The sequence below is a fragment of the Micrococcus sp. H39-S4 genome, assembly GCF_027158145.1.
In the GTDB taxonomy this organism is placed as follows: domain Bacteria; phylum Actinomycetota; class Actinomycetes; order Actinomycetales; family Micrococcaceae; genus Micrococcus; species Micrococcus luteus.
Genome location: NZ_JAPVLT010000002.1, coordinates 159,318 through 177,199, shown reverse-complemented (window position 1 = coordinate 177,199; position 17,882 = coordinate 159,318). Strand labels below are relative to the sequence as shown.

16 protein-coding genes are annotated in these 17,882 nt (G+C 73.4%); 8 read left to right on the top strand and 8 right to left on the bottom strand.

Annotated features, from left to right (window positions below; translation table 11 throughout):
- Nucleotides 1-26: 26 nt before the first annotated feature.
- Nucleotides 27-653, bottom strand: a complete 627-nt coding sequence (locus tag O3T09_RS02835; RefSeq protein WP_036317229.1) for a Dps family protein — start codon at nt 651-653, stop codon at nt 27-29.
- 325 nt (nt 654-978) lie between these two features.
- On the opposite strand from O3T09_RS02835, the gene dnaK reads away from it, so the two are divergent.
- The 5 genes from dnaK to O3T09_RS02810 all read left to right on the top strand — a co-directional run bounded on the left by dnaK (nt 979) and on the right by O3T09_RS02810 (nt 6,322).
- Nucleotides 979-2,838: a molecular chaperone DnaK gene (dnaK, locus tag O3T09_RS02830; protein ID WP_041104534.1), complete on the top strand. Its 1,860-nt coding sequence runs from the start codon at nt 979-981 to the stop codon at nt 2,836-2,838.
- Between the two features lie 166 nt (nt 2,839-3,004).
- Complete coding sequence (locus O3T09_RS02825) at nt 3,005-3,667, top strand: nucleotide exchange factor GrpE (protein ID WP_036383663.1); 663 nt, start codon at nt 3,005-3,007, stop codon at nt 3,665-3,667.
- A gap of 68 nt (nt 3,668-3,735) precedes the next feature.
- A complete protein-coding gene (locus O3T09_RS02820) occupies nt 3,736-4,728 on the top strand; it encodes a DnaJ C-terminal domain-containing protein (RefSeq protein ID WP_060973522.1) in 993 nt (330 codons plus the stop codon).
- Entirely contained in the window at nt 4,725-5,276 is a 552-nt protein-coding gene (locus tag O3T09_RS02815; protein ID WP_269295320.1) for a heat shock protein transcriptional repressor HspR, read from the top strand. Before O3T09_RS02820 ends, O3T09_RS02815 begins: the two co-directional genes overlap by 4 nt.
- Entirely contained in the window at nt 5,255-6,322 is a 1,068-nt protein-coding gene (locus tag O3T09_RS02810) for an alpha/beta hydrolase (RefSeq protein WP_230594536.1), read from the top strand. The genes O3T09_RS02815 and O3T09_RS02810 overlap by 22 nt, the downstream gene beginning before the upstream one ends.
- A 22-nt stretch (nt 6,323-6,344) precedes the next feature.
- On the opposite strand, the gene trmB is transcribed toward O3T09_RS02810, so the two are convergent.
- From trmB to O3T09_RS02795, 3 genes are all read right to left on the bottom strand, one after another.
- A complete protein-coding gene (trmB, locus tag O3T09_RS02805) occupies nt 6,345-7,340 on the bottom strand; it encodes a tRNA (guanosine(46)-N7)-methyltransferase TrmB (protein ID WP_041105161.1) in 996 nt (331 codons plus the stop codon).
- A 70-nt stretch (nt 7,341-7,410) separates the two neighbouring features.
- Nucleotides 7,411-8,754 carry a hypothetical protein gene (locus tag O3T09_RS02800; protein WP_041105162.1) on the bottom strand — a complete coding sequence of 448 codons (1,344 nt, stop codon included), beginning with the start codon at nt 8,752-8,754 and terminating at the stop codon, nt 7,411-7,413.
- Between the two features lie 5 nt (nt 8,755-8,759).
- On the bottom strand, nt 8,760-9,506 hold the full coding sequence (locus tag O3T09_RS02795; protein WP_144879565.1) for a DedA family protein: 747 nt from the start codon (nt 9,504-9,506) through the stop codon (nt 8,760-8,762).
- Between the two features lie 200 nt (nt 9,507-9,706).
- Between O3T09_RS02795 and O3T09_RS02790 the strand changes: the two genes are divergently transcribed.
- The gene (locus tag O3T09_RS02790; RefSeq protein ID WP_020626481.1) at nt 9,707-10,300 is read left to right on the top strand and encodes a hypothetical protein; all 594 of its coding nucleotides are present in this window, start codon (nt 9,707-9,709) and stop codon (nt 10,298-10,300) included.
- A gap of 99 nt (nt 10,301-10,399) precedes the next feature.
- Here O3T09_RS02790 and O3T09_RS02785 read toward each other — a convergent pair whose 3' ends face one another.
- Genes O3T09_RS02785 through O3T09_RS02775 form a run of 3 tightly spaced genes read right to left on the bottom strand, consistent with a single transcriptional unit; the run spans nt 10,400 to nt 12,853 of the window.
- Nucleotides 10,400-11,203, bottom strand: a complete 804-nt coding sequence (locus O3T09_RS02785; protein WP_241251958.1) for an amino acid ABC transporter ATP-binding protein — start codon at nt 11,201-11,203, stop codon at nt 10,400-10,402.
- A gap of 1 nt (nt 11,204) precedes the next feature.
- Nucleotides 11,205-12,035, bottom strand: a complete 831-nt coding sequence (locus O3T09_RS02780; protein ID WP_020626482.1) for an amino acid ABC transporter permease — start codon at nt 12,033-12,035, stop codon at nt 11,205-11,207.
- Entirely contained in the window at nt 12,032-12,853 is an 822-nt protein-coding gene (locus tag O3T09_RS02775; protein WP_036314235.1) for an ABC transporter substrate-binding protein, read from the bottom strand. The genes O3T09_RS02780 and O3T09_RS02775 overlap by 4 nt, the downstream gene beginning before the upstream one ends.
- A 253-nt stretch (nt 12,854-13,106) precedes the next feature.
- Between O3T09_RS02775 and O3T09_RS02770 the strand changes: the two genes are divergently transcribed.
- Nucleotides 13,107-13,856 carry a hypothetical protein gene (locus O3T09_RS02770; protein WP_230282047.1) on the top strand — a complete coding sequence of 250 codons (750 nt, stop codon included), beginning with the start codon at nt 13,107-13,109 and terminating at the stop codon, nt 13,854-13,856.
- A 4-nt stretch (nt 13,857-13,860) separates the two neighbouring features.
- Here the strand turns inward: O3T09_RS02770 and O3T09_RS02765 are convergent, their stop codons facing one another.
- Nucleotides 13,861-15,042, bottom strand: coding sequence for a YihY/virulence factor BrkB family protein (locus O3T09_RS02765; protein ID WP_070709417.1), 1,182 nt, complete (start codon nt 15,040-15,042; stop codon nt 13,861-13,863).
- A gap of 146 nt (nt 15,043-15,188) precedes the next feature.
- Here O3T09_RS02765 and clpB point away from each other — a divergent pair, with 146 nt between their 5' ends.
- Nucleotides 15,189-17,783, top strand: coding sequence for an ATP-dependent chaperone ClpB (gene clpB, locus O3T09_RS02760; RefSeq protein WP_070709419.1), 2,595 nt, complete (start codon nt 15,189-15,191; stop codon nt 17,781-17,783).
- Nucleotides 17,784-17,882: the final 99 nt, after the last annotated feature.

Here is a 17,882-nt window from a genome sequence, read left to right as displayed (position 1 = left end):
TGCACGGGCGCCTCAGGGGCGCGCGGTCACTTCTTCTTGGACTTCTTCGCGTCCGACTTCTTCGTGCGCCCGGCCTTCGGGGCGGGCGCGGACTGGGCGCCCTTCACGCGGCCCGCGGCGGCGGCCTCGGTGGTGGTGCCTGCGCTGCTCAGCCGGCCGTCGTCGGTGGTCAGGAACGAGCGCATGAACCACTGGAACAGCTCGAGCTGGGCCACCTGGTCGATGAGGATGTCCTGCGTGACCGGGTCGAGGTCCTCGGTGGCGTCGATCGCGGCGCGGTGGTCCGTCACGACGCCGTCGTAGACGAGGTCCAGCGCGGCCAGGTGCTCCAGGGTCGACGCGCGGCCCAGCGTGTAGTCGTCCCACGCGCGGGCGGCCACGAGTGCGCCCGGGGTGCCGGCGGGGGAGACGCCCAGGGTGGCGATGCGCTCCGCGAGGACGTCCACCATCCCGCGGACCAGCTCGATCTGGGGGTCGAGCATCTCGTGCACGCCGATGAAGCCGGGGCCCACCACGTTCCAGTGGGCGTGCTTCAGGGTGAGCTGCAGGTCGTTGAGGGCGTGCAGACGGCCCTGGAGGATCTCGGCGGTGCGTCGGCCCGTGCTCAGCGACAGGCCCGGGACGGTGTACTCGGCGGCGTTCTTCTCGGCCATGGTGGTGCTCCTTCTCCGTTGGGGTGGGCGCGCCGTCGGCGACGCCCCGTGATCCGCCATCCAACCGCGTGAGGTCGTCGTGTTTCCAGGTCTGAGCGGCGTGCGCGGGCGGGTCCGGAGCGGATCCGCGGCGCCGGGAATGGATCGCGGACGGCCCGCGTTGACCCCCGCAGAAGCAGAAGTGAGTGAAGTCGACTCAGGTTCACTTGACAGTCCACCGACCCGGTGGCAACCTGAGTCATGAAGGCTCAAGTCCCTGTGGCGTCGGTGCCCCCGGCCCGCGGGTCCGGCCCCCGCTTCACCGTCAGACAGGAAGGACCCCACCATGTCCCGTGCAGTCGGCATCGACCTCGGCACCACCAACTCCGTCGTCGCCGTCCTCGAGGGCGGCGACCCGGTCGTCATCGCGAACGCCGAGGGCGCCCGCACCACCCCGTCCGTCGTCGCGTTCTCCAAGGGCGGGGACGTCCTGGTCGGCGAGGTCGCCAAGCGCCAGGCCGTCAACAACCCCGAGCGCACCTACGCGTCCGTCAAGCGCCACATGGGCACCGACTGGACCACCGAGGTGGACGGCAAGAAGTACACCCCGCAGGAGATCTCGGCCCGCACGCTGATGAAGCTCAAGCACGACGCCGAGGAGTACCTGGGCGAGAAGGTCACCGACGCGGTGATCACCGTGCCCGCCTACTTCAACGACGCCGAGCGCCAGGCCACCAAGGAGGCCGGCGAGATCGCGGGCCTGAACGTCAAGCGCATCATCAACGAGCCCACCGCGGCCGCGCTGGCCTACGGCCTGGAGAAGGGCAAGGAGGACGAGCTCATCCTGGTCTTCGACCTGGGCGGCGGCACCTTCGACGTGTCCCTGCTCGAGGTCGCCAAGGACGAGGACGACTTCGCCACCATCCAGGTGCGCGCCACCGCCGGCGACAACCGCCTCGGCGGCGACGACTGGGACCAGCGGATCGTGGACTGGCTGCTCCAGCAGGCCAAGTCCAAGGGCGCGGACCTGTCCAAGGACAAGATCGCCCTGCAGCGCCTGAAGGAGGCGGCGGAGCAGGCCAAGAAGGAGCTCTCCTCGGCCACCTCCACCAGCATCTCGCTGCAGTACCTGTCCGTGACCCCCGAGGGCCCGGTGCACCTGGACGAGCACCTCTCCCGCGCCAAGTTCGAGGACCTCACCAAGGACCTGCTCGAGCGCACCCGCAAGCCGTTCGAGGACGTCATCAAGGAGGCCGGCGTCAAGGTCTCCGACATCGACCATGTGATCCTCGTCGGCGGCTCCACCCGCATGCCCGCCGTGTCCGAGCTCGTGAAGGAGCTGACCGGCGGCAAGGAGCCCAACAAGGGCGTGAACCCGGACGAGGTCGTCGCCATCGGCGCGGCGGTGCAGGCGGGCGTGCTCGCCGGTGAGCGCAAGGACGTGCTCCTGATCGACGTGACCCCGCTGTCGCTGGGCATCGAGACCAAGGGCGGCGTGATGGCCAAGCTCATCGAGCGCAACACGGCCATCCCGACCAAGCGCTCCGAGACGTTCACCACGGCCGAGGACAACCAGCCCTCCGTGTCCATCCAGGTCTTCCAGGGCGAGCGCGAGTTCACCCGGGACAACAAGGCGCTGGGGACCTTCGAGCTGACCGGCATCGCCCCGGCCCCGCGCGGCATGCCCCAGATCGAGGTCACGTTCGACATCGACGCGAACGGCATCGTGCACGTCTCCGCGAAGGACAAGGGCACCGGCACCGAGCAGTCGATGACCATCACGGGCGGCTCCTCGCTGTCCCAGGAGGACATCGACCGCATGGTCAAGGACGCCGAGGCCCACGCGGACGAGGACAAGAAGCGCCGCGAGGCCGCCGACCGCCGCAACCAGGCGGAGCAGTCCGCCTACTCCGTTGAGAGGCTCCTGCAGGACAACGGCGACAAGCTGCCCGAGGACGTCAAGACCGAGGTGCAGGCCGACGTCGACGCCCTGAAGGCCGCCCTGGAGAAGCAGGACAACGATGACGAGGTCGCCGCCGCGTTCGAGAAGCTCCAGGCCTCCCAGGTCAAGATCGGCGAGGCCCTCTACGCCCAGCAGGGCGCGGAGTCGGCCGACGCCGGCGCCGAGTCCGCCGCCCCGCAGGGCGACGATGAGGACATCGTCGACGCCGAGGTGGTCGACGAGGACGACGAGAAGAAGGCCTGACACCCCGGGGCCGGGGCGGGCGTCCACGCCCGCCCCGCCCGGAGGCCCACGACGCCGGCGGGCCGGCCCGGCAGCGCCCCTGCCGGGCCCCCCCCCCCCGCGGCCCTTCCCGCACCACCCCCGCGCGGCGGACCCGCCGCGCCCACCCGCTTCGAAAGGACACACCATGAGCGCCGACCAGCAGCGTCCGCACGGCTCCTCCGACGCCGAGCGCGGCTCCGAGGAGGAGCCCATCGTGTTCAACGACCGTCGCCGCATCGACCCCGAGACCGGTGAGCCCCGCGTCTCCGCCGAGAGCGCGGCCGAGCAGGCCGAGGACGGCGACGCCCTCGCCCAGGCCGAGCGCATCCTCGACGAGGCCGGCGCGGAGGCCGGGACCGAGGCGCCGCAGCCCGCGGCCTCGGACCGCGAGGCCGAGCTCGAGACCGACCTGCGACGTCTGCAGGCCGAGTTCGTGAACTACAAGCGTCGCGTGGACCGCGACCGCGACCTGGCCAGGGACGCCGGCGTGCTCAAGGCCGTCACCGCGCTGCTGCCGGTGCTCGACGACATCGACGCCGCCCGCGCCGCCGGCGACCTGACGGACGGCCCGTTCGCCGCCATCGCGACCAAGCTCGACACCGTCCTGGCCGGCCTCGGCCTCGAGCGCCACGACCAGGCGGCGCTGGCCGGCGTCGAGTTCGACCCGGCCCTGCACGAGGCCGTGATGCGCCAGCCGCACGCGGAGGTGCCCGCGGACCACGTGGTCCAGGTCTTCCGCAACGGCTACGTCCGGGACGGCCGCGTGCTGCGCGCCGCCCAGGTGATGGTCTCCGCCGGAGACGAGTGACCCCGTCGGCCGGCGGCCCACCCCGCCGCCGGCCGACCCCCTGACCGATGCACACGAGAGGAGGCACCATGGCCTCGCAGGATTGGATGGACAAGGACTTCTACGCGACCCTGGGGGTGTCCAAGGACGCCTCCGATGCGGATGTGAAGAAGGCCTACCGCAAGCTCGCCCGCACCCACCACCCGGACCAGAACCCCGGGGACGAGGCGGCCGAGAAGAAGTTCAAGGAGATCTCGGAGGCGTACGCCGTCCTGAGCGACCCCCAGGAGCGCCAGGAGTACGACGCGATCCGCGCGATGGGCGGCGGCGCCCGGTTCTCCGCCCCGGGCGGTGCCGGCGGCGGCGGCTTCGAGGACGTCTTCGGCGGCATGTTCGGCGGCGGGGGCGGCCCCCGCACCACGCAGTCCGAGCCCGACCTGTCGGACCTGTTCAGCGGGATGTTCGGCGGCGCCGCCGGCCAGACCGGCGGCTTCGGCCCCGGCGGCTTCGGCGATGCGGGGTACGCACGGCCGCGCCCCACGAAGGGCGCGGACCGCACCGCCACCACCACGATCTCCTTCCGCGGCTCGATCCAGGGCACCACGGTGTCCCTGCGCGGCCCGGACGGCGAGACGATCGAGGTGAAGATCCCGAAGGGCATCCGCGACGGCCAGAAGGTCCGTGCCCGCGGCAAGGGCTCGCCCGGCCCGGCCGGCCGCGGCGACCTGCTGGTCACCGTGCACGTGCGCGAGCACGAGTTCTTCCGCCGGGACGGGGACGACCTGCGGATCACCGTGCCCGTCACCTTCCCCGAGGCCGCCCTCGGCGCCACGATCGAGGTGCCGACGCTGGAGCGCCCCGTGAAGGTGAAGGTGCCGGCGGGCTCCCAGTGTGGCCGCGTGCTGCGCCTGAAGGGCCGCGGTGTCGAGCGCGGGAAGACGACGGGTGACCTGCTCGTGGAGCTGCGCGTCACCGTGCCCACCACGCTCAACGACGACGCCCGCGCCGCCGTCGAGGCCCTGCAGGCCGCCACTGCCGGCGACGATCCGCGGCGGGAGCTGGCCCGGAAGGCAGCCTGGTGAGCGCCCGCGACGGCGCCGCCCGTGCGGACCGGGGCCGCGAGGGGGGTCCCGACCCGCACGCCCCGGTCTTCGTGATCTCCGTGGCCGCCGAGATGGCGGACATGCATCCGCAGACCCTGCGCCAGTACGACCGGCTCGGCCTCGTGGTCCCCGCCCGCCAGGACGGACGGCACCGCCGCTACTCCCTCGCCGACGTCGAGCGGCTGCAGACCGTGCAGACCCTGAGCCGCGAAGGCATCTCGCTGGAGGGCATCCGCCGCGTGATCGCGCTGCAGCGCGAGGTCGAGCAGCTGCAGGACACCGTGGTCGAGCTGGCTGCCCAGGTGGACCGCCTCCACCACGCCTCCCGCCTGGCCCGCGTCTTCACCGTGGGCTCCGGCGGTGACGTCTCGGCCCGCTACGCCGACCGGATGGCCGTCCGCCGTCACGCCGCGGCACGGGCCGGGGCGGACACCGCGGGCGAGGCCTGCCCGAGCGGCCTGCGGAGGCTGCCCTCCGGCGTCGCAGGCCTCCGACGGGTGCCCACGTGGCAGTCCGAGCAGGACTGAGCCGGGCGTCGTTCGGGGCGGCCGCGCGGTCCCGCGTGCAGGAGCGGCTGCGCGCCGACATGGCCCGGCGCGACGGCCTCGGCCGGCAGGCCCGGAGCGCCCTGGACGGGATCGTCCACGCCCTCAAGCCGGAGGGCATGGACCCGCACCTGCCCGCCCGGCATCTGCTGGACTACGTCCTCGAGGGCCCGGACGGGCCGCGCGCGGTGGTCGCCGCGGGGGACCCCGTGACCGCCACCCACCTGACCTGGCTCGTCTCCGGCATGGGCATCCGCCCCCAGACGGCCATGTGGGGGACGGCCCGGGAGGCCGCCCACCTCGCCGCCGCCCAGCGCGCCGCCGGCGCACCCCGCCCCGTCGTCATCGGGTGGCTCGGCTACCCCGCACCCACGCCCTGGCGGGTGGTGCTCGACGGCCCCGGCCGGCGCGGCGGCGCGATGCTCGCCGCGGATGTGCGGGCCTGGTGGGAGTTCCTGCGCCACGGGCCGGGGGAGGACGACGATGTCGCCCCGGCCCTGCGCGCCCGCGGGACCGCCGTGCACGGGGCCGTGGAGGCCCACTCGTACGGCTCGCTCGTGGCCGCGCACGCCCTGCGCCTGCTCGCGGACCGGGGCCTGCAGCCCGACGACGCGGAGGCCCCGTGGCCGGCCGAGCGTCCCGTCGAGGCCCTCGTGGTCTCGGGCACGGTCGGCCTGCCCACCGCCCTGGCGGCCCGGGCCGCGCACCTCGGCCTGCGGTCCGGACGGACGTTCCGTGCCCTGGCCCCGGGCGACCTCCTCGCCCGGGTCGGCCGCACGGTGGGCCGACGTCGAGACTGGACGGACGCCGCCGCGCTGCCGGTGGCCCCGCGGCCCGGTCTGGCGGGGGCCGCCGTCCGCGGCCACCAGACGGCCCGCTGGTCGCCGACGGCCCCCGAGGACGCCCCGAGGGGCTACCGGGACGTCGGGTCCGTGACGCTCGCGGCGACCGCCCGGGTGACCGCCGGCCTGCCGCTGCCGCCCGTCCCGGACGGTGCCGACCCGGCCGGGCCGGTCGCCCCGGTCTGAGCGACCCCGTCGGGCCCCGTGCTCAGCGCCGGCGGTACGCCAGGTCGAACACGAGCCGCCCGGCCCGCTGGGACTTCGCCTCGAAGCTCGTGATCGGTCGGCCCTCGAACCGGGGCGCCCAGCCGCCGTCGTGGTCCACGGGGTCCGCGGCCGCCGCGCCGGCCCGCGCCTCGCCCAGGCCGGCCCGCAGCGGGCGCTCCTCCTCGGCCGCGCTCTCCCAGCCCGCGGGCAGCGGCTGGGCACCCACCTCGGTCTCCCTGCCCTCGCGGCGCACCCGCGTGAGCGGGGAGTCCTCGCCCGCGGCGCGCCCGGGGAAGAGGTTCTCGAACCCCGGGTGCGCCTCGAGCACCTCGCGCATCTGCACGGCGTAGCCCGACCAGTCCGTCGCCAGCCGCAGCACCCCGCCGGGGGCGAGCACCCGCGCCACGCGATCGGCGAAGGCGGGGGAGACCAAACGGCGTTTGTGGTGCCGCTTCTTGTGCCACGGGTCCGGGAAGAACACCCACACCTCGGAGACGGAGCCGGGCGTGAGCAGGGCGTCCAGCAGCTCGGGCGCGTTGGCCTCCACGGCGCGGACGTTCTCCAGGCCCTGCTGCTCCACGCGCGTCATGAGCGCGGCCAGGCCGGGCACGTAGACCTCGACGGCGAGCACGTTCCAGTCCGGCCGGTCGGCGGCGGCCTGCGCCGTGGACTCGCCCAGCCCCGAGCCGATGTCCACCAGCAGGGGAGCCTCGCGCCCGAACACCCCCGCCCAGTCCAGTCGGGCCCGGGCGTCCACCGAGGTGGCGCCGCGGCCGCGGGGCACGTCCACGAGGACCCGCTCCGCCTGGCGGTCCCACACCGCCTGTCGCCCCGCGTTCAGGCGCGCGCCGCGCCGGACGAAGGAGACCGGCTCCCGTCGGACGAGGGCGGGGTCCTTGTCCCGATTGTGGTCGTGCGCGTGGACGCGCTCGGCGGGCGGCGGCACGGCGTCGGGGCCGGGTGCGTCCGGGCAGGGGCGGGGCAGGTGCTCAGTCATCGCCCCGATCCTGCCACGGCCGCGCGTCGACGGTGCAGACCGCGGCCGACGACGGCGCCCGGCGCCGGGGTCAGGGGGTGCTGCTGGAGCGGTCCCCCGACGTGGGCGACGCGGACGCGGAGGCCGTGGTGGCGGTCGGCTCGGGTGCGGACTCGGTCGGGTCCGGCGCAGGGTCCGTGGCCGGCGCGCTCGTGGACGGACCGGACGCGCTCGTGGACGGACCGGACGGGCTCGGGGACGTCGGGGTCGGGGACGTCGGGGTCGGCGTCGCGGAGGTCGGCGTCGGGTCGGGGGTGCTCGGCGTCGGACTGCCGGATCCCGTGCCCGACGGCGAGGACGAGGTGGGGGTCGACGTCGGCGAGGACGGCGTGGCCGAGCGGGTGGGCGCGGGGGCCGAGGAGGACGGGGCCGTGCTGCTCGGCACCGGGGTGCTCGCGCTGGGCGTCGGGGCCGCCGTGTCGGCGGGCGCGGACGGGGGCGGCACGGGTGCGCCGGTGGCCTCCTCCGTCCACGAGGACGTCTCGGGCTCCGGCTCGGGGGCGGGCTCCGGCTGCTGCTCCTCGGGGGTCGGGGTGGAGCGGTCCGGCAGACGCAGGTCGGCGGGGGCGGAGGCGGCGTCCGCGGCGACGTGGCCCAGGTCGGACAGCCAGGCGGTCGCCGTGTCCCGAGGGATCCGCACCGTCAGCACGCCCGCGGCGGCCGGCGCCATGGACGCCTGGTCCGCCTCGAGCATCAGGCTGCCGTCCGGCAGGAAGACCACCGCGTCCCACACCCGGCGGTTCTCCACCTGCTCCGGGGCGTCGACCGCCGAGTCCAGGCGCGAGCCGATCACGTCCGGGTCGTTGGCCATGCGCTGGCGCACCTCGGCGCGGAACGCGTCCCAGCCGTCGGGGGTGAAGAGATCGGCGGTCTCGAGCACGCGGTCCTCGCGGGCCGAGTACCAGATCACGTGCGAGGTGGACACGGAGTCCGTGCCGCGCCGCTCCGTGGCGAGCAGGCGGGCCGCGGCGATGTCCTCCGCCACGACGGCGAGCTGCGGCTGGATCTCCAGACGCGGGTCCGCGCTCGGGTCGGTGTCCCGGCGGTACTGGTCGATCTGGGCGCGCACGGCCTCGGCCATGGCCTCCGTCCAGGCCGGCGCCCCGGGCACCTGCAGCCACGCCCCGTGGTGGTCCGGGTCCTCGCCCTCGAGCACGGCGACGCTCGCCTCCGGCACCCGCTCGAGGTCGTGCGAGGGGACCTCGACCGTGAACGGGGCCATGTCCATGGACGGCAGGGCGGAGGCCGCCGTCGTGGCGGGCGCAGGCTCGGGCTGCGGCTCGGTGCGGGCACAGGCGCTCAGCGTCACCAGGGCGACGGCGGCCAGGCCGAGGGCCGCGCGGCCACGGCGGGGGGAGGGCAGGACGGGGTGCATGCGATTCACTTCCGGTGGTCGGAGGACTCCAGGATGGCCTCGACGCGGGCGGCCATCTCGTCCGCGGTCGGCGGGCGCCAGTCCGGGTCGTTCCGGCGGCGGGCGTCGCGGCGCAGGCGCAGGACCACCCAGATCGCGAGGAAGGCCAGGATCAGGACCAGGACGATGTTGGAGAAGACGTCCGCGTACTCGGAGACGACGTGGAACCGCTCCCCGAGCGCGTAGCCGCCGTAGACGAAGATCGCGTTCCAGATCAGGGAGCCCAGCGCCGTGAACAGGGTGAACTTCGCGAGGTTCATCCGCTCGATGCCCGCGGGGATGGAGATCAGGGAGCGGAACACGGGGACCATGCGGCCCAGGAACACGGTCCAGTAGCCGTAGCGGATGAACCAGCGCTCGGTCTTGGCCACGTCCTCCATGTCCACCAGCGGCATGCGGTCCGCGATGCGGTACATGCGGCGGCGGCCGAGCCACGCGCCGATGCCGTAGAGGGCCAGCGCTCCGGCGATCGAGCCGACCGTCGCCCAGACCAGCGCGGCATGCGGGCTGAAGGCGCCGCCGGCCGCGGTGAAGCCGGCCAGGGGCAGGATCACCTCGGACGGGATGGGCGGGAAGATGTTCTCCGCGAAGACGGCCAGGCCGACGCCGATCGGGCCGACGGCCTCCATGATGTCCACGACGATGTTGCCGAGCCAGCCGTAGTCGGTGGGCGCGGCGGCGGCCACGGTCAGGGGTGTGACGAGGGGGAGCATGCGCCCCATTGTCCATCATCGACCGCCTCCGCGACGTGGTGGAGGCGCCGACGCCGTCCGCTCTGCGCGCACAGCCGCGCCTCCGGGCGGGCGGGAGCGGGCTGCCGTTGGTACTGTCGGAGGTGCAGACCGCTCACCGACCGTTCGCGCCACACCCCACTCCACGTGCGTGCCGCGGGCCCTACTGGAAGGAAGACTCCATGAGCATCGTCCAGATTCCGCTGCGCCTGGCCTCCGGCGCGTTCATCCTGAACTCCGGCCTCAACAAGCGCGGCATCTCCGCGGAGCAGGCCCAGGGCCTGCGCGACATGAGCGCCCGCGGCCTGCCCGCGCTGGCCAACCTGTCACCGGAGCAGTTCAAGAAGTTCCTCGTGACCACCGAGATCGGCGTGGGCTCGGCCCTGCTGGCCCCGTTCGTCCCGGGCTGGCTCGCCGGCTCCGCCCTGACCGCGTTCTCCGGAGGCCTGTTCTCCATGTACCTGAACACCCCGGAGATGACCGAGGCGGACGGCGTGCGTCCGTCCCAGGAGGGCACCGCCGTCGCCAAGGACATCTTCCTGGTCGGCTCCGGCCTGGCCATCGCCGCCGACTCCGTGGCCAACCGCCCCGGCAAGCGCCGCAAGGCCGCCAAGAAGCGCGCCGCCCGCATCGAGGGCGCCCGCGACGCCAAGGTGCAGGCCATCCGCGACGCCCAGGACGAGAAGGTCGCCGCGATCCACGCCGCCCGTGAGGAGCAGGTCGCCGCGCTGCGCGAGGCCCGTGACGAGCTGAAGAAGCTGCGCAAGAAGGCCTGACGCCTCCGCCGCATGCCTGAGGGGCCCCGCCCCGCCCCAGGTCCGGGGGGGGCCCCTCACGCATGTGCCCACCCACCGGGGCACGGCGGGCGGGCAGGCTCAGAGATCGATCTCGGTGGGGTGCAGCACGCGGCGCAGGAAGTCCTGGGTGCGCGGCTGCTGGGGGTCGGAGATCACCGCGGCGGCCGGGCCGGCCTCCACCACGACGCCGCCGTCCATGAACACGACCCGGTCGGCCACCTCACGGGCGAAGCCCATCTCGTGGGTGACCACGAGCATGGTCATGCCGTCGCGGGCCAGCTGACGCATGATCGCCAGGACGTCGCCGACGGTCTCGGGGTCGAGGGCCGAGGTGGGCTCGTCGAAGAGCATCAGCTGCGGGTCCATGGCCAGCGCCCGGGCGATCGCCACGCGCTGCTGCTGGCCGCCGGAGAGCTGGTCCGGGTAGCGGTCCTCGAGCTCGGCCAGGCCCACGCGGGCCAGCTGCCGACGGGCGATGTCCACCGCCTCGGCCTTGCCCCGCTTGAGCACCTTGAGCTGGGCCACGGTGCAGTTCTCCAGCACGGACAGGTGCGGGAACAGGTTGAACTGCTGGAACACCATGCCCACGTGGCGGCGCAGCAGGTCCAGGTCCACGTCCTCGTCCGTGACCGTGAACTCACCGACCGTGACGACGCCCGAGTCGGGCTTCTCCAGCAGGTTCACGCAGCGCAGGAGGGTGGACTTGCCCGAGCCGGACGGGCCGATCAGGCACACGACCTCGCCGGGGGCGACGTCGAGGTCGATGCCGCGCAGCACGTGGTTGGCGCCGAAGGACTTGTTGAGGCCGGCCACGTGCACGCCGGCGGCGTCCGCGGCGGCCACCGCGCCGAAGGATCCGGTGATGGGGTTCTGCTGGGCCATCTCAGTGCCCCTTCTTGGTCGAACGGGCCTCGAACCGGCGGGCCAACAGGGACAGCGGCACGGTGATCACGAGGTAGAACAGGCCGGCCACAAGGATCGGCGTCATGCCGGCGTCGAGGGCGGAGATGCCGTCGCGACCGAACTTGGTGAGCTCGTACTCGTGCGCGGCCAGGCCGAGCACGTAGACCAGCGAGGAGTCCTTGGTCAGGAGGATGACCTCATTGGTGAGCGGCGGCAGCACGATGCGGAACGCCTGGGGGATCACGATGGTGACCATGGCCCGCCACGTCGGCATGCCGAGGGACCGGGCCGCCTCCATCTGGCCGCGGGGCACCGCCTGCAGGCCGGCACGCAGGGTCTCGGCGATGTACGCGGCCGAGACCATGCCCAGGGCCACCATCACGACGACGGGGATCGGCCAGGACACCCCGAACGCGAAGGGCACCCCGTAGCCGAAGGCGAGGAACACCAGCAGCGCGGGGACGCCGCGGAAGAACTCCACGTAGGCGGTGGCCAGCCACCGGTACGGGCCGAACGAGCTCAGGCGCATGAGCGCGAGCACGATGCCGCCCAGCAGGCCGACGACGAACGAGGTGACCGTGTAGAACAGCGTGTTGCCCAGCCCCACGAGGATCACGTTGGGGAACATCGGGGCCACGGCGGGGAAGTTCAGGACGTTCTCGGCGAGCGCGCCCCAGTCGATGAGGACGGCCAGGACGACGAGGGCGAGGACGAAGACGGCCGCCTGGATGATCAGGGACAGCCGACGACGGCGGCGCGCGCGGCCGGGCTTCATGGCCGGTGCCGGCGAGACGGGGGCCTGCGTGCTCATCGGTAGTCCTCCTGTGCCTGACCGAACCAGCGCTCCTGGAGCTCGGCCACGGTGCCGTCGTTGCGCAGCTCCTGCAGCGCGCGGTTCACGGCGGAGCCGAGCTGCGCCTTCTGCGGGCCGACCGCCATGCCGAGCTGCTCGCCCGTGGGCAGCGACTCGACCACCTCGAAGCGATCGTCGTCCTTGAGGGAGTAGAGCAACACGGACTGGTTGCCCAGGGCGGCGTCCACGGTGCCGGCCTGCAGGGCCTGGACCTGCATGCCGCCGTCCTCGAACTGCACGGGGCTCAGGCCGTTCTGCTGGGCGTATTCGTCGCCGGTGGTCGCGGCCTGCACGCCGATCCGGCGGCCCTTCGCGGAGTCGACGTCGGTGATGCCGGAGCCCTTCTTCGCGACCAGGACGAGGTCGTCGTCGAGGTAGGGGAGGGTGAAGGCCATGACGCGCTGACGGGCCTCGGTGATGGAGATCGACGAGGCGTTCACGTCGCAGCCGGTGAGCGAGGCACCCGACTCGATGGCCTCGAAGGAGGAGTCGATCACGTTCACCCCGAGGCCCAGCTTCTCCGCCACCGCCTCGACCAGCTGGATGTCGTAGCCGGTCAGCTCACCGTTCTCCTCGAACTCGAAGGGCGGGTAGGGGACGTCGGAACAGACCGTCAGGACGCCGGGCTGGACGAGGCCGTACGAGGTGCTCAGGTCGTCGTCGGACACGATGCCGGCGGATCCGGCGTCGCCGCCGAGGACGGCGCAGCCGGTGAGCAGCGCCGCCGACGCGGTGAGCCCCACGGTGCCGAGGAGGCGGGAGTGGATGCGGGTCATGGAGGGCCTTCTGTGTCGCCGTCGGGAGGGGGCGGGTCGGAGGGAGCCGGCAGAGTGACGTGTTCCGCCGTGATTGGTGGTCATCGTAGTGCGTCGGGCCCGTCGCGGGCGCCGGGAGACGGCTCGTCGCCGCGGAGCGAGCCGATCGACCGGTGGCCCTGCCGCGACCCGCCTCCGCAGGCGAAAGCTGGCCCTGCGCTGTGGGGATTGTCAGGCTGGTCACATCGTCGTCACCCGGTCTGAGAGGTCTCTCATGCTCCGCCCCGCCGCCCCCGCTCGCCCCGCCGTCGCCCTGTCCCTGCTCGCCGTGGGCGCCCTCGCGCTCGTCGGCTGCGGCGGGGGAGGCGGCGAGGCCTCGTCCTCCTCGGCCGACGCGTCCGAGTCCGCCCCGACGGGGGCCGGCTCGGACCTCACGGACGAGCAGGAGGAGCGCGTGGAGGCGCTCGAGGACGTCCTGCTCACCCCGGAGACCGCGCCCGGCGGCGTGTTCACGGGCATGGAGACCCAGGCCGGCGGCGGCGAGCCGATCAGCACCAGCCTGAGCCTGACGGGCGTCACCCCCACGGGCGCCTGCGCGGACCTCATCGAGCAGATCAACACGCAGCAGGCGCCCGGGCTCGGCGGTGCGCTGGCCCAGTACGAGGTGGACCCGGCCGCCGTCACCGGCCTGGCCGGTTCCCAGGCCGGGGCGTTCGGCATGGTCGCGGTCACCGACGACGGCACCGATCTGCTGGCGCCCTTCGGCAAGCTGGCCGACACGTGCGGCACGTTCGGCGACCCGGACGGCGTCCAGGCGGCCTTCACGAAGGTGCCCGGCGTGCCGGACGCGGTCCACATCGCTCTGGGGAACTCGGGCATGGACACGGCCCTGTTCACCATGACCGTCGGCGGCGTCACGGACGGGGACGAGCTCGTGTACCTCGGCATGGTGGGCCTCGACGAGGAGATCGCGGCCGAGACGCTGCGTGCCCAGGTCGAGGCGTTCGAGGCCCGGGAGCGCTGACCTGTCAGTCGTCGGGCCGGGACGTCGGCTCGAGGCGGGCGCCATCGTCGGACACCGGGTCCGCGTGGAACGGGCTGCCCGAGCTGACGTCCTCCGGGTCCCGCCGCCCCGACTCGACCGCGAGGAGGCGCCCCTCCTCGGAGAGCAGGGGTGTGGCCTCGATCGTGAGGTCCTCGCCGGCGCGCACGGCGTCGGCCACGAGCCGGGCCAGGCGGCGGTTGCGGGCCTCGTGCCGTTCGGAGGCCTCGAGCACCGCGGTGTGCCGCGTCGCCAGCTGGATCTCGACGGAGGCGTCGATGCCGACGGCCAGCTGGCGGGCACGCAGCACCTCCGCGTCGAAGGCGGCCCCGGCCAGCAGCACGATGCACGCCACCCACGCGAGGGCGAGCACGCCGATCGCGGAGTTGATCCGCCCGACCACGGCGAACTGGCCGAACCGGTCCGTGATCCAGCCCAGGGCCACGGTGGCGCCGAAGAGCAGGACCACCACGGCCACGGCGCCGAGCGAGAGCGGGCGGTAGCGGGGCTGCCGGACGTTGGGCCCCAGGCGGTAGGCGAGGGTCACGATCAGGGCGATCACCACGAGGATGACCGGCCACTTCACCACGTTCCACGTCTGGACCGTCTCCTCCGGCAGGCCGACGGCCTGGCCGAGGCGCAGGGAGAGGTCGCCGCCGACGACCACCAGGATCGTGATCAGCACGGCGCCGAGCATGAGGGCGAGCGTCTCGACGAAGACCACGAGGCGGAAGTGGAGGAAGGGCCGGCCCTCGCGGGTGTCGTGGATGCGGTGCATGGCCCGGTGGAACGCGCCGACGGCGCCCGAAGCGGACACCACGGTGCCGACGGCCCCGAGGACGACGGCGCCGGTGCCGGGCCCGGCCGAGCCGAGGGTCAGGATCCATTCGCGGACGACGTCGGGCGTCAGCGACGGCCAGATCTCGGCGGCCAGGTGGGCCGCGGCGTCCACGGTCTCCTCCTCGACGCCCAGCAGCGAGACCACGGAGAGCAGGGCGATGACGGTGGGCAGCAGGGACAGCGCCCCGAAGAAGGTCATGGCGGCGGCCACATCCCAGACCTGCAGCTCGAAGAGCCGGTGCAGGGTGCGGCGCAGGACGTACAGCAGGGACACCCGCGGTCGGGTGTACGTGCGGAGGCGCCGGGGCGCCGCTGTGGAGCCGGCCATGGCACCAACGTACCGGCGCGAGGGGGAATAGCCCTGGTGCGTGGAGGGTTGAGCTATATAGACTCAACTTCGTCTGCGGCGGGAACGGCCCGCGGTCGACGGTTGTCCGACACCCCGGGACACGGGAGAGAAGGAGCCAATAGTCCATGGATGCCAAGTTCACCACCAAGAGCCAGGAGGCGCTCTCGGCTGCGGCCATGAACGCCTCCACCGCCGGCAACCCCCAGGTCGAGCCGGCCCACCTGCTGAAGGCCCTGATGGACCAGCGGGAGTCCGTCGCCGTGGCCGTCCTGAAGGCCGCCGGGGCCGACCCCGACGCCGTCTCCACGGCGGCCTCCTCGGCCATCCGACGCCTGCCCTCCACCCAGGGCAGCACGGTGGCCCAGCCCCAGTTCTCGCGCGCCGCCCTGCAGGTCGTGCAGAACGCGCGCACCCAGGCCGAGCAGCGCTCGGACGAGTTCGTCTCCACCGAGCACCTGCTGCTCGGCGTGGCAGCGGACTCCGGCGAGGCCGGTGAGGCACTGCGCTCGAACGGGGCGAGCCTCGAGGCGCTCGCCGCCGCCCTGACCCTGGTGCGCGGCGACTCCCGCGTCACCACCCAGGACCCGGAGACCACCTTCCAGTCCCTGGAGAAGTACGGCACGGACCTCACCGAGATCGCCCGCTCCGGCAAGCTCGACCCGGTGATCGGCCGCGACGCCGAGATCCGCCGTGTGGTGCAGGTGCTCTCGCGCCGCACCAAGAACAACCCCGTGCTCATCGGCGAGCCCGGCGTCGGCAAGACCGCCGTCGTCGAGGGCCTGGCCCAGCGGATGGTGGCCGGGGACGTCCCCGAGTCCCTGCGCGGCAAGACGCTGATCAGCCTGGACCTGGGCGCCATGGTCGCCGGCGCCAAGTACCGCGGCGAGTTCGAGGAGCGCCTGAAGGCCGTCCTCGAGGAGATCAAGGCCGCCGAGGGGCAGGTCGTCACGTTCATCGACGAGATCCACACCGTCGTGGGCGCGGGCGCGTCCGAGGGCGCCATGGACGCCGGCAACATGCTCAAGCCCATGCTGGCCCGCGGCGAGCTGCGCCTGATCGGCGCGACCACCTTGGACGAGTACCGCGAGAACATCGAGAAGGACCCCGCCCTGGAGCGCCGCTTCCAGCAGGTCTTCGTGGGCGAGCCCAGCGTGGACGACACGATCGCCATCCTGCGCGGGCTCAAGGAGCGCTACGAGGCCCACCACAAGGTGGCCATCGCCGACTCCGCGCTCGTGGCCGCGGCCACGCTGTCCCACCGGTACATCACCGGCCGCCAGCTGCCGGACAAGGCCATCGACCTCGTGGACGAGGCCGCCTCACGCCTGCGCATGGAGATCGACTCCGCCCCGGAGGAGATCGACGTCCTGCGCCGCCAGGTGGACCGCCTGACCATGGAGGAGCTCGCCCTCGAAGGCGAGACGGACCCCGCGTCCATCGAGCGGCTCGACGCCCTGCGCGCGGAGAAGGCGGACCGCGAGGAGGAGCTCACCGCCCTCACCGCCCGCTGGGACGCGGAGAAGGCCACCCTCAACCAGGCCGGCGACCTGCGCGCCAAGGTGGACGAGCTGCGTTCGCTCGCCGAGAAGGCCCAACGCGACGGCGACCTCGCCGAGGCCTCCCGCCTGCTGTACGGCGAGATCCCCGCGCTGGAGAAGCAGCTCGAGGAGGCGGACCGCGCCGCCCGCGAGGCCGACCGCTCGGCCACCGAGCCGATGGTCTCCGAGGAGGTCACGGCGGACGACATCGCCGAGGTGGTCTCCGCCTGGACCGGCATCCCCGCCGGGCGCATGCTCACCGCCGAGTCCGAGAAGCTGCTCACCATGGAGGAGCACCTCGGCGAGCGGCTGATCGGGCAGCGGGACGCCGTCGTCGCCGTCGCGGACGCGGTGCGCCGCTCGCGGGCCGGCATCGCGGACCCGAACCGGCCCACGGGCTCGTTCCTGTTCCTGGGCCCCACGGGCGTGGGCAAGACCGAGCTGGCCAAGGCGCTCGCGGAGTTCCTCTTCGACGACGAGCGCGCCATGGTGCGGATCGACATGTCCGAGTACGCGGAGAAGCACTCCGTCTCCCGCCTGGTCGGCGCCCCTCCGGGCTACGTCGGCTACGACGAGGGCGGCCAGCTCACGGAGGCCGTGCGGCGTCGCCCGTACTCGGTGGTGCTGCTGGACGAGGTGGAGAAGGCCCACCCCGAGGTCTTCGACATCCTGCTCCAGGTGCTCGACGACGGCCGCCTCACCGACGGCCAGGGCCGCACCGTGGACTTCCGCAACGTGATCCTGATCCTCACCTCGAACCTGGGCTCGCAGTTCCTCGTGGACCCGACCCTGGACGAGGCCGCCAAGCGCGAGTCCGTGATGTCCGTGGTGCGCGGGGCGTTCAAGCCCGAGTTCCTCAACCGCCTGGACGAGATCGTGCAGTTCGACGCGCTCACCGTGGCCGAGCTGACGCGGATCGTGGACCTGCAGGTCGAGTCCCTGCAGGCGCGCCTGACGGACCGCCGCCTCACCCTCGAGGTGTCCGACGCCGCCAAGGCGTGGCTCGCCGCGACCGGGTTCGACCCGGCCTACGGCGCCCGGCCCCTGCGCCGCCTGGTGCAGCGCGAGATCGGCGACCGCCTGGCCCGCGGCATCCTCGCCGGGGAGATCGCGGACGGGGACACCGTGGTCGTGGACCGTGTCGAGGGCGAGAACGGCCTCACCGTGACCCGGAAGGGCTGACGCCGGGACCGACGGACCGTGTTCCTCCTCCCTCTGGCGCGTCGGGGGCGGTTTCGGGTGGTATCCGGCCTGGATACCACCCGAAACCGCCCCCGACGG